Consider the following 11,280-nt stretch of genomic DNA (forward strand, 5'->3'; position numbering starts at 1 on the left):
ATGCAGATCGGTATGACACACCCCGCACGCGGCGATGGTGACCACGACATCGTTCGGGCCGGGATCGGGAATGGTGATCGTCTCGATCGAGACGGGCTCGCCTTTGCTCTTGGCGACGACGGCGCGGACCTGCTGCGGCATGTATTCCTCCACTGAAAATCGTGTGTTGCGTGCTCGGTTCAGCCTCGCACAACGCATCGTCACGTGGCGACATCTGCATTCGTTCGGTGGGACGAGCCGCGGAATTCACACGCTCGTGACCGAGCGGGCACACAGTCTTCTCGTGCGAGCGGTACCTATGAACGATGTCTGCACCCATGGAATACGACCTGGTGGTCATCGGCTCGGGCCCCGGAGGCCAGAAGGCCGCGATCGCGGCCGCGAAGCTCGGAAAGCGAGTGGCGATCGTGGAGAAGGGCCACATGCTCGGCGGCGTGTGCGTCAACACCGGAACCATTCCGTCCAAGACACTCCGAGAAGCCGTCCTCTATCTGACGGGGATGAATCAGCGAGAGCTGTACGGCGCGAGCTACCGCGTCAAGGCCGACATCACTCCCGCCGACCTGCTGGCCCGAACCCAGCATGTGATCGGTAAGGAAATCGAGGTGGTGCGCTCGCAACTGCTCCGTAACCGCATCGAGCTGATCACCGGGGTCGGCAAGTTTCTGGATGCACACACCATCGTCGTCGAGGACGAGGCCCGGGGCGAGCGCATCACGGTCTCGGCCGCCAACGTGGTGATCGCCACCGGCACCGCCCCCGCGCGACCCGCCGACGTCGCATTCGACGACTACCGGGTGTTGGACTCCGACGGCATTCTGAACTTGGAGTTCATCCCGGCGTCGATGGTCGTCGTGGGTGCCGGCGTGATCGGCATCGAGTACGCCTCGATGTTCGCCGCCCTGGGCACCAAGGTGACCGTCGTCGAGAAACGCGATTCGATGCTCGACTTCTGCGATCGCGAGATCATCGAATCCCTGCAGTTCCACCTCCGCGATCTCGCGGTGACGTTCCGCTTCGGTGAAGCAGTCACCGCGGTGGACGTCGGGCCGAACGGCACGGTGACGACCCTTGCCAGCGGCAAACGCATCCCGGCGGAGACGGTGATGTACTCGGCGGGTCGCCAGGGGCTGACCACGGCCCTCGAACTCGAGAACGCGGGCCTCGAAGCGGATGCCCGTGGGCGCATCTTCGTCGACGAGCATTTTCAGACCAAGGTGGACCACATCTATGCCGTCGGCGACGTCATCGGGTTTCCGGCGTTGGCGGCGACGTCGATGGATCAGGGCAGGTTGGCGGCGTATCACGCGTTCGGGGAACCGAGCGCGCAGCTCACCGACGTCCAACCGATCGGCATCTACTCCATCCCCGAGGTCTCGTACGTCGGCGCGACGGAGGTCGATCTGACGAAGGGATCCATTCCTTACGAGGTCGGTGTGTCGCGATACCGCGAACTCGCCCGTGGCCAGATCGCCGGGGACTCGTACGGAATGCTCAAGTTGCTCGTCTCCACCGAGGACCGTTCGATTCTCGGCGTGCACATCTTCGGTTCGGGAGCCACGGATCTGGTGCACATCGGTCAGGCCGTCATGGGATGCGGCGGCACCGTCGACTACCTGGTCGACGCGGTCTTCAACTATCCGACGTTGTCCGAGGCGTACAAGGTCGCCGCTCTGGACGTCACCAACAAGATCCGAGCCCTGGCGAATTTCGACCGCTGATGCGTCGACGCGGGGACCGAATCGCCGACCGGGAATGAACGACGGTTCCGCGGTTGTTCTGTCGGGTAGTGATTCACCACGATCGACGTCGGCGTGTATGCGGCTCGAGCAGACGGTCCGCGTATTCTGACCCGATGCTCGCGTCGAGGCATCGACGAGTCGATCCGAAAGGGGCCCGGCCATGACCGAACAGTCGAAGATGTACGAGCTGGAATTTCCGGCACCTCAGATTTTCTCCAACGACGGAGTCGGGCCCGTGCTGGTGCACGGGCTGGAAGGATTCTCCGACGCCGGCCATGCCGTGAAGCTTGCGACGACCCATCTGCGGGAGAGTCTCGAAACCGAGCTGGTGGCCTCCTTCGATGTCGACGAGTTGATCGTTTACCGGTCCCGTCGGCCGACCATGACGTTCAAGTCCGATCATTTCTCGGATTACGACGCTCCCGAGCTCAACTTGTATGCCGTCAAGGACAACGTGGGGACCCCCTTCCTTCTTCTGGCAGGCATGGAGCCCGATCTGCGATGGGAGAAGTTCACGACGGCAGTGCGGCTGCTTGCCGAGCAGCTCGGAGTGCGGCGCACGATCGGTCTCGGCTCCATTCCGATGGCCATTCCGCACACCCGCCCGCTGGGCGTCACCGCGCACGCGAGCGACAGGGCGTTGGTCAAGGAAGGCAACAGCTGGGCGGGCGAGCTGCAGGTGCCCGGTAGTGCATCGTCCTTGCTCGAACTACGGATGGCGCAGCACGGCCACGAATCGATGGGCTTCTCGGTACACGTCCCGCATTATCTGGCGCAGACGGACTACCCGGGGGCTGCGGAAACGCTGCTCGAGAACGTCGGTGAAGCCGCCGAGCTCGATCTACCGTTGGCAGCGTTGGGCGAGGCCGCGGCTCGCGTCCGGGAGCAGGTCAACGAGCACATCACCGGAAACGAGGAAGTGCAGTCGGTCGTACAGGCGCTCGAGCGCCAGTACGACACGTATGTCGCCGCGCAGGAACAACAGTCCACGCTGTTGGCCAGTGACGAGCCGCTCCCCAGCGGCGACGAGCTGGGTGCCGAGTTCGAGCGGTTCCTGGCCGAGCAGGCCGGCCTCGACGACGGAGACGGGCAAGCACCCCGGTAATTGTGGAGCTGGTCACAGCGAAAGCAGTGGGATCCAGTCATATGCGACAGCCCCGGCGGATCGCAACATACCTGTAACCCGCAATACGCCCGATGCTCTGCCCCGAGCGCGATCTCGTGCGAGAGTCGTAGCAACACACAACCGTCGTCTGTGTTGCTGCGCTCTCGTGAGCAGCGACGCCGTACTGCGCCGTACGTCGGCGCACCAGGGAATCAGGAGGCGCGAATGTCCACTACTCCGCGCAGTCGTAAGCTCCGGCCGGTTCCCGACGAGGAACCGCGACTGATCTTTCGGACCATTCACGGCTATCGGCGGGCCTTTCGCATGGCCGGTGAGGGCCCTGTGCTGCTGCTGATCCACGGGATCGGTGACAATTCCGAGACGTGGAACGAGGTCATCCCGCACCTCGCCAAGAGCTACACGGTGATCGCACCCGATCTCCTCGGCCACGGCCGCTCCGACAAACCTCGGGCCGACTATTCCGTTGCCGCGTACGCCAACGGTATGCGCGATCTGTTGTCGGTCCTGGGCATCGAGCACGTCACCGTGGTGGGCCATTCGCTCGGCGGCGGGGTGGCGATGCAGTTCGCCTATCAGTTCCCGCACATGGTCGATCGCCTCGCGTTGGTGTCCTCGGGCGGAGTGACCAAGGACGTGCACCCCCTTCTGCGACTGGCGTCGATGCCGTTCCTCTCCGAGGCGGTGAAGCTGCTGCGCTTGCCGGGCGCGATACCGGCGGTCAAGCTGGCCGGCGGCCTGTTGAGCAAACTGCACAGCTCCCCACTGCGACCGGGGTCGATGCTGCACGACACCCCCGATCTGATCCGAGTGCTGAGCGAACTGCCTGCGCCGACGACGTACGAGGCCTACCTACGGACGTTGCGTGCCGTGGTGGACTGGCGTGGCCAGGTGGTCACGATGCTGGACCGCTGTTATCTCACCGAGAATCTGCCGGTGCTGCTGGTGTGGGGTGAGCAGGACTCGGTGATCCCGGTGGCGCACGCCCGGCTGGCTCATTCCGCCATGCCCGGTTCGAAGCTGGAAGTGTTCGACAATTCCGGACACTTCCCGTTTCGCGACGATCCGATGCGCTTCCTTCAGGTCCTCGAGGACTTCATCGACTCGACTCCCTCGCTCAGTTTCGACGAGGTGCGCTGGCGCAACTTGCTCATCACCGGCGTCGGCGAGGACATGATCAGCGGCAGCTCGAGCACCAGGATGGCCGTGCTCGGGGCCATGGGGTCCGACGAGCGAAGCGCGACCTGACGCTCCCGTCGCAGGCGTTCGGTGTCGATTCGGGAACCGCCGTCACCGACACATAGCCTGTAGAGGTGCTCCTCACCGAACTGATACCCGACGTTTCCGCCGCCACCTCCGACGGCGTGGACCCGGACGTCCTGTTCGACACGTTCACCACCTGGGCCTCGGACCGGGGCCTGACGCTGTATCCCGCGCAGGAAGAGGCGCTGATCGAGCTGGTCTCGGGATCCAACGTCATCCTGGCCACGCCGACCGGTTCCGGAAAGTCCATGGTCGCCATCGGTGCCCACTTCGCGGCCATGGCCGCAGGCATTCGCAGTTTCTACACCGCGCCGATCAAGGCGCTTGTCAGCGAGAAGTTCTTTGCCCTGTGCGAGATCTTCGGAGCGCAGAACGTCGGCATGATGACCGGCGACGCGTCGGTCAATTCCGGTGCGCCGATCATCTGCGCCACTGCCGAGATCGTCGCGAACCTGGCACTGCGGCAGGGCGCCGACTCCGACATCGGCCAAGTGATCATGGACGAGTTCCACTACTACTCCGAGCCGGACCGGGGATGGGCCTGGCAGGTACCTCTGATCGAACTGCCGAACGCCCAGTTCCTGCTCATGTCGGCGACGTTGGGCGACGTCTCGTTCTTCCGCGACGATCTGACCCGACGTACCGGCCGCACGACCACCGTCGTCTCCGGCACCGAGCGGCCTGTCCCGTTGATGTTCTCGTATGTCACCACCCCGATCGGCGAAACGATCGAGGAGCTGGTGCAGACGCACCTGGCTCCGGTGTACGTCGTGCACTTCACCCAGGCAGCGGCACTCGAACGCGCTCAGGCCCTGACGAGCATCAATGTCGCGTCCAAGCAAGAGAAGGCCGCGATAGCCGAGGCCATCGGCAATTTCCGCTTCACCACCGGCTTCGGGTCGACGCTGTCCAGACTGGTTCGTCACGGTATCGGGGTGCATCACGCCGGCATGCTTCCCAAGTACCGCAGGCTGGTGGAGAAACTGGCGCAGGACGGTCTGTTGAAGGTGATCTGCGGTACCGACACGTTGGGCGTGGGCATCAACGTTCCCATCCGGACCGTGCTGTTCACCGGACTCACCAAATACGACGGCATCAGAACACGCAAGCTTCGGGCGCGTGAGTTCCATCAGATCGCGGGACGCGCGGGCCGCGCGGGGTACGACACCCTCGGCACCGTCGTGGTCGAGGCACCCGAGCACGACATCGAGAATGCTCGGCTCGTGGCCAAAGCCGGTGACGACCCGAAAAAGCTCAAGCGGGTACAGCGCAAGAAGGCACCCGACGGCTTCGTCTCGTGGGGCGAGCCGACGTTCGAGCGCATCATCGCGGCGAGCCCGGAGCCGTTGACGTCCCGGTTCTCGGTCAGCAATGCGATGTTGCTCAATGTCATTGCGCGGCCGGGCAATTGCTTCCACGCGATGCGTCATCTGCTCGAGGACAACCACGAGACCCGGCCGGCTCAGCGCAAGCACATCCTGCGTGCGCTGTCGCTTTACCGCGGCCTGGTGGAGGCCGGAATCGTCGAACAGTTGGCCGAGCCGGACGCGGACGGGCGCCATGCCAGGCTGACGGTGGACTTGCAGCCGGACTTCGCGCTCAATCAGCCGTTGTCGACGTTCGCGGTGGCCTCGTTCGAGTTGCTCGACGTCGACTCCCCCACCCACGCGCTCGACGTGGTGTCGATCATCGAGTCGACGCTCGACGATCCTCGGCAGGTGTTGATGGCGCAGCAACATGCCGCACGCGGCGAAGCGGTGGCCCAGATGAAGGCCGACGGCATCGAGTACGACGAGCGGATGGAACTCCTCGAAGAGGTCACCTGGCCGAAACCCCTTGCCGAGCTGCTCGTTCCGGCCTTCGAGATCTACCGCGGGTCTCACCCGTGGCTCTCCGAGGTGGGCCTGTCGCCCAAGTCCGTCGTCCGTGACATGGTCGAGCGCGCGATGACCTTCGCGGAGCTGATCAGTCACTACGGCCTCATGCGCTCGGAGGGCTTGGTACTGCGCTACCTCGCCGACGCGTACCGCACTCTGCGCCAGACGGTTCCGCCGGAATCGCGCACCGAGGAGGTCCAAGACATCACCGAGTGGCTGGGCGAGCTGGTTCGGCAAGTCGATTCCAGCCTGCTCGACGAGTGGGAGAACCTGACCGACCCCGGTGCCGAACCGGAAGCCCTGGTCGAGGCGTACGGGTCCGATGCGCCGCGTCCGATCTCGGCGAATCCACGGGCTTTCCGAATCCTGGCCCGTAACGCGATTTTTCGAAGGGTCGATCTGGCGGCGCGTCGTCAGTGGAACGCGCTCGACGACCTGGACGACGGGCCGGATTGGGAGGAGGAATTGGAGCCGTTCTTCGCCGAGTACGGGTTCATCGGCACCGGCCCCTCGGCTCGCGGGCCGGCGCTGTTCACCCTGAACGTCGGTGCGGAATCCACCACGGTCCGCCAAGTACTCGAAGATCCGGACGGCGACCACGGCTGGTCCCTCGATGCTGTCATCGACCTCGCCGAATCCGACGCGGCCGGAGAAATCGTGTTCGACGAGATCGTCGTCACGCCCGGCTGATGCATGCGCCTCGTGCGCGAGAAGGCCTGCGAGCGTCGCGAAGTCGGCTATGGCCGACCCGTTCCGTGCTCTCGACCCGAATTGCGTTGCGCGGCAAAGGTCGGGGGGCGTCCGCCGAGTACACGACCGGGCAGTACGACGGAGACGAAATGCTCCGTACATTCGGCAGGTTGGACAGGTACCGAGTATTCGACGACTCGAAACGGGGTCGACTTCAATTGCGTTGTCGCCGTTACGAAGTGGCGGTAATGAACGGAGCGCGCACAAGACTGCGTCGGTCGACAGCGTCGATCGGGCACGCCTGTCGGTCCAGTGCCACTCATCACGTTTACCTTTCGGCCCATTTTTGGCACACTCGTCCAGGTCGGTCGAGCTCGTGCGGCTGCACAATCGCCACCGAGCCGAACCGCTTCCCGACGGAACCGACGCGATCATTTCGACACGAGGAGACCACATGGCACTGTTGACAATCGGCGACCAGTTCCCCGCATACAATCTCACCGCCGTCATCGGCGGCGACCTGTCCAAGGTGAACGCGCAGCAGCCCGACGACTACTTCACCACCGTCACCAGCGACGACCACGCCGGAAAGTGGCGCATCGTCTTCTTCTGGCCCAAGGACTTCACGTTCGTGTGCCCCACCGAGATCGCAGCATTCGGCAAGCTCAACGACGAGTTCGAAGATCGTGACGCGCAGGTCCTCGGTGCCTCCGTCGACAACGAATTCGTGCACTTCCAGTGGCGCGCGCAGCACGACGAGCTCAAGACGCTCCCCTTCCCGATGCTCTCGGATCTCAAGCGCGAATTGGCCGCTGCCACCGGTGTTCTCAATGCCGACGGCGTCGCCGACCGGGCCACTTTCATCGTGGACCCGAACAACGAGATCCAGTTCGTCTCGGTCACCGCCGGATCGGTCGGTCGCAATGTGGACGAGGTTCTTCGAGTACTGGACGCACTGCAGTCGGATGAGCTGTGCGCCTGCAACTGGAAGAAGGGCGATCCCACCATCGACGCCGGCGAACTACTGACTGCGAGCGTCTGACATGTCGATCGACAATTTGAAGAACGCCGTCCCCGAATACGCGAAGGATCTCAAGCTCAACCTCGGTTCGATCGTGCGGTCCACCGTGCTCAGCGAGCAACAGCTCTGGGGCACATTGCTTTCGGTGGCCGCCGCGTCGAAGTCCGCGACCACGTTGAAAGAGATCGCCGAGGACGCCGCCGACTCGTTGTCGGCCGAGGCGTACAACGCCGCTCTGGGTGCCGCGTCGATCATGGGTATGAACAACGTCTTCTACCGCACCAAGGGCTACCTGGACGGAAAGTACGACGATCTACGCGCCGGCTTGCGTATGAACATCATCGGCAACCCTGGCGTCGAGAAGGCCGATTTCGAGCTGTGGTCGCTCGCGGTCTCGGCCGTCAACGGATGCAACCACTGCCTCGAGGCGCACGAGAAGACTCTGCGCGCCGAGGGCGTCGACCGCGAGAAGATCTTCGAGGCGATTCGCGCCGCATCGATCGTCGCGGGTGTCGCGCAGGCCGTCGAGGCCGGCCGCGTACTCGACGGTGCCTCCGTCTGAGGTTCCGCTGAACAGGTCGAAACGGGGATCCGCTGCGGCGGGTCCCCGTTCGTCGTCGATCGTGACGCCTCGACGACGCATTGGTAACGTCCCCGCATGGCTATCGATGTGTCCGTCGTCCGAGTGTTCACCGATGCCGACGGCAGGTTCGGCAATCTACTGGGGATTGTCGACGCGCGCGCTGTCGGCGAGAGCGACAGGCAGGATATTGCCACCCGGTTGGGTTTCAGCGAGACGGTGTTCGTCGATCGCTCATCACCCGGAACCGCGTCGGCGACGATCTACACCCCGGCGACGCAGCTCCCGTTCGCCGGACATCCGACGGTCGGATTGTCCTGGTGGCTTCGCAACAACGGACACTCGGTGCAGACGCTCACCGTCCCCGCTGCCACGCTCGACATCCGCTACGACGGCGAGCTCACCTGGGTGCGTGCACGCGCCGAGTGGGCTCCGCAGTTCACGTTTCATCAGGTCCACGACGCAACCGAGGTGGCAGCGGCAGATCCGAACACCTACGACAGTGGCCACCACTACATCTGGGCCTGGACCGACGAGCAGCGCGCCGAACTGCGCTCGCGCATGTTCGCGCCGATGATGGGAATCGCCGAGGACGAGGCAACAGGTGCTGCCGCCGTCCGGCTCACTGCCGAGCTCGGTCGGGGCCTGAACATCGTCCAGGGTGCGGGGTCTGAGCTGTGGACCACCGTCGACGAGGACGGGTGGGTGGAGCTCGGGGGCCGAAGCGTCGACGACGACTCGATCACGGTGTGACGGGCACGTCCACTTCGATTTCCTCACCCAGACGCACCCCTTCCGCCAGTGGCAGACGGTCGCCGCTCCAGAACTTTCCTGGATCGAACCAGTTGGCTTTCTTGTTTCCCGTCAACAGACCCATCGAGTCGTAGGTCATCGCAACGACTTCGGCGCAGTACGCGGTTTCGAGCGCAGCGCTCTCCTGCGCGTTCTTCCGGAGCGCCGGCACGCGTCCACGGAACCACCGACCGGCGAGCGCCGCGGTGGTCGGAAAAGCCGTTCCGTCCATCCGCGCGATGGTGCGAAGCAGCGCGTCTTCCTGCTCCTTCGTCACGGCCGGAGTGGAGCCGGGGGAACGACCGGCGTATCCGTCCAATTGCCGCAGCCAACAACGCTGTTGATACCGCTGGGCCCAGTGCGTGACGGCAGCGCGTAGGTCGTGCAGCTGCACTCCACGCTGGAAGTTTCCTGTCCACATGTCCTGCAACGACTTTCCGAGCTCTGCGTGCCACATCAGCGGCGGCAGGTCGTCCAGAACGACGGCCATACCGACGTGATTGACCGGGCTGTTCGTCAGAGCCTGAATTGCGCGGTCCGCCGAAGAATGGCCACGGAAGATCCAGATATCGCCGGTTCTGGTGGCATCCACAGCGGTATCGAGGCTGATTCGCGACGGATTCATGGACCAACCCTAGATCTCGTGGCGGTACGGTTGCCGCATGAACGTCTGGAAAGCTCTCGGTCTCGCCGGGATGGCCGGGGTTGCGGCCACCGGGGCGTTGGTGGTGCGGTCCGAGCGCAAGCGGCGCGCGTATGCGCCCGACGAAGTGCGCGATCAGCTGCACCGGCGGTTCGCGGCGATCTCCGCCGAGCCGGAACCCGTACCTGCTCCCCCGCTCTCGCGGGGGAAGCAGCTGTTGAGCAGACTTCGGTTCAGCCGAGCGCACTGAGGATGCGCGAGGCCATATCCTCGATCTCGGCGTCGGTCATGACGAACGCCGGCGAGATCTGCATTGCACCCTGTCCGGCCGCGCGGCCCGAAACACCATGAGCTCTCAACGTTTTCACGAACGGTAATGCCTCCGCCGGGTCGGCGAGCTGAACGGCTGCGACAGCGCCGATGCCGCTGCGGACTTCCGCGACCCGATCGTGGTCGGCCAGGGGCGCGAGGTGGGTGTGCAGTGCGGCTTCGATGCGCTTGGAGTGACTCAGCAGGTCCTCGCGCTCGATGATGTCGAGATTGGCCATCGCTGCGGCGGCTGCACCTGCGTGGCCACCGTAGGTGTAGCCGTGACGCCACCAGACTCCGCCTGCGAAGAACGGTTCGGCGATCTTCGGAGCGATGAACACGGCGCCCATCGGGACGTAGCCCGACGTCAACCCCTTGGCGGTCGTCATCAGGTCGGGTTCGAGCTCGAAGCGGGTGGAGGCGAACCAACTACCGCCGATCCGGCCGAATCCGGTCACCACTTCGTCGGCGACGAACAGCACGTCGTTGTCGCGGCAGATCTGCCGTACCTCACGTAGGTAGCCCTCGGGAGGCAAGTAGATTCCACCCGCTCCGATCACCGGTTCGCAGAAGAAGGCGGCGACGTTCTCGGCTCCGACCTCTTCGATCAGCGCGAGAAGCGATTTCGCGTCGTCCCACGCCACTGTTCTGGCGTCCGGCATCAGCTCGCCGTAGTTCTCCTTGTTGACCGGAATGCCGGCGAGCGCGGTGCCCGCGACGTGCATGCCGTGGTAGGCCTTCTGCCGCCCGACGATGATCTTCTTGGACGGCCGTCCCATTTCGACCCAGTAGCGGCGCGCAAGCTTCGCCGCGGTGTCGATGGAGTCCGATCCGCCCGAGGTGAAGAAGATCTTGCTGCCCGGCACCGGTGCGATGGCGGCGAGACGATCGGCCAGTGCCAACGTGGTCTCGGGCACGAAGTCGCCGAAGTTGGAGTAGTGCGCGATCGAGCTCAGCTGCGCTGCAACGGCGTCGGCGATCTCGCGGCGACCGTGACCGACGTTGGTGAACCACAGACCGGCGGTGGCGTCGAGGTATCGGTTGCCCTCGTTGTCGAAGATGTACGCACCCTCGCCGCGCGAGACGACGAACGGCCCATTGGCGGTGACGTTGCCCATGTCGGCGAAGCCGTGCCACAGCGCGGAGGTGTGTGTGGAGGCGGCTGGATCGAGGTCGGAAGACATGCGCTACACAGTAGTCACGTCGAATTCGGCGAGTGCATCGGTTCGTTCCCGGACGG

10 protein-coding genes and 1 pseudogene are annotated in these 11,280 nt (G+C 64.4%); 8 read left to right on the forward strand and 3 right to left on the reverse strand.

What is annotated here, in order from left to right; translation table 11 throughout:
• Positions 1-141 (reverse strand): annotated as a pseudogene (locus CH281_RS19455) (S-(hydroxymethyl)mycothiol dehydrogenase); the annotation flags it as partial.
• A 164-nt stretch (positions 142-305) separates the two neighbouring features.
• Here CH281_RS19455 and sthA point away from each other — a divergent pair.
• The 7 genes from sthA to CH281_RS19490 all read left to right on the forward strand — a co-directional run bounded on the left by sthA (position 306) and on the right by CH281_RS19490 (position 9,049).
• On the forward strand, positions 306-1,721 hold the full coding sequence (gene sthA / locus CH281_RS19460) for a Si-specific NAD(P)(+) transhydrogenase (RefSeq protein ID WP_032366488.1): 1,416 nt from the start codon (positions 306-308) through the stop codon (positions 1,719-1,721).
• Between the two features lie 181 nt (positions 1,722-1,902).
• Complete coding sequence (locus CH281_RS19465; RefSeq protein ID WP_094695401.1) at positions 1,903-2,847, forward strand: proteasome assembly chaperone family protein; 945 nt, start codon at positions 1,903-1,905, stop codon at positions 2,845-2,847.
• Positions 2,848-3,072: 225 nt separating this feature from the next.
• Complete coding sequence (locus tag CH281_RS19470) at positions 3,073-4,113, forward strand: alpha/beta fold hydrolase (protein WP_027496867.1); 1,041 nt, start codon at positions 3,073-3,075, stop codon at positions 4,111-4,113.
• 65 nt (positions 4,114-4,178) lie between these two features.
• Positions 4,179-6,695 carry a DEAD/DEAH box helicase gene (locus CH281_RS19475; protein ID WP_027496866.1) on the forward strand — a complete coding sequence of 839 codons (2,517 nt, stop codon included), beginning with the start codon at positions 4,179-4,181 and terminating at the stop codon, positions 6,693-6,695.
• 454 nt (positions 6,696-7,149) lie between these two features.
• Positions 7,150-7,737, forward strand: coding sequence for a peroxiredoxin (locus CH281_RS19480; protein ID WP_032366622.1), 588 nt, complete (start codon positions 7,150-7,152; stop codon positions 7,735-7,737).
• Between the two features lies 1 nt (position 7,738).
• Positions 7,739-8,278, forward strand: coding sequence for a carboxymuconolactone decarboxylase family protein (locus CH281_RS19485; protein ID WP_027496863.1), 540 nt, complete (start codon positions 7,739-7,741; stop codon positions 8,276-8,278).
• Positions 8,279-8,374: 96 nt separating this feature from the next.
• On the forward strand, positions 8,375-9,049 hold the full coding sequence (locus tag CH281_RS19490) for a PhzF family phenazine biosynthesis protein (RefSeq protein ID WP_094695402.1): 675 nt from the start codon (positions 8,375-8,377) through the stop codon (positions 9,047-9,049).
• Here CH281_RS19490 and CH281_RS19495 read toward each other — a convergent pair.
• The gene (locus CH281_RS19495) at positions 9,039-9,713 is read right to left on the reverse strand and encodes a hypothetical protein (RefSeq protein WP_027496861.1); all 675 of its coding nucleotides are present in this window, start codon (positions 9,711-9,713) and stop codon (positions 9,039-9,041) included. The genes CH281_RS19490 and CH281_RS19495 overlap by 11 nt on opposite strands.
• 37 nt (positions 9,714-9,750) lie before the next feature.
• Between CH281_RS19495 and CH281_RS19500 the strand changes: the two genes are divergently transcribed.
• Positions 9,751-9,981, forward strand: a complete 231-nt coding sequence (locus CH281_RS19500; protein WP_094652936.1) for a hypothetical protein — start codon at positions 9,751-9,753, stop codon at positions 9,979-9,981.
• On the opposite strand, the gene CH281_RS19505 is transcribed toward CH281_RS19500, so the two are convergent.
• Entirely contained in the window at positions 9,965-11,224 is a 1,260-nt protein-coding gene (locus CH281_RS19505; protein ID WP_032391489.1) for an aminotransferase family protein, read from the reverse strand. The genes CH281_RS19500 and CH281_RS19505 overlap by 17 nt on opposite strands.
• Positions 11,225-11,280: the final 56 nt, after the last annotated feature.

It is taken from the genome of Rhodococcus sp. 06-221-2 (genome assembly GCF_002258365.1).
GTDB lineage: Bacteria > Actinomycetota > Actinomycetes > Mycobacteriales > Mycobacteriaceae > Rhodococcoides > Rhodococcoides fascians.

Coding starts and splice junctions, on each gene's coding strand:
- sthA (WP_032366488.1), top strand. CDS start 306: ATGTCTGCACCCATGGAATACGACCTGGTGGTCATCGGCTCGGGCCCC.
- CH281_RS19465 (WP_094695401.1), top strand. CDS start 1,903: ATGACCGAACAGTCGAAGATGTACGAGCTGGAATTTCCGGCACCTCAG.
- CH281_RS19470 (WP_027496867.1), top strand. CDS start 3,073: ATGTCCACTACTCCGCGCAGTCGTAAGCTCCGGCCGGTTCCCGACGAG.
- CH281_RS19480 (WP_032366622.1), top strand. CDS start 7,150: ATGGCACTGTTGACAATCGGCGACCAGTTCCCCGCATACAATCTCACC.
- CH281_RS19485 (WP_027496863.1), top strand. CDS start 7,739: ATGTCGATCGACAATTTGAAGAACGCCGTCCCCGAATACGCGAAGGAT.
- CH281_RS19490 (WP_094695402.1), top strand. CDS start 8,375: ATGGCTATCGATGTGTCCGTCGTCCGAGTGTTCACCGATGCCGACGGC.
- CH281_RS19495 (WP_027496861.1), bottom strand. CDS start 9,713: ATGAATCCGTCGCGAATCAGCCTCGATACCGCTGTGGATGCCACCAGA.
- CH281_RS19500 (WP_094652936.1), top strand. CDS start 9,751: ATGAACGTCTGGAAAGCTCTCGGTCTCGCCGGGATGGCCGGGGTTGCG.
- CH281_RS19505 (WP_032391489.1), bottom strand. CDS start 11,224: ATGTCTTCCGACCTCGATCCAGCCGCCTCCACACACACCTCCGCGCTG.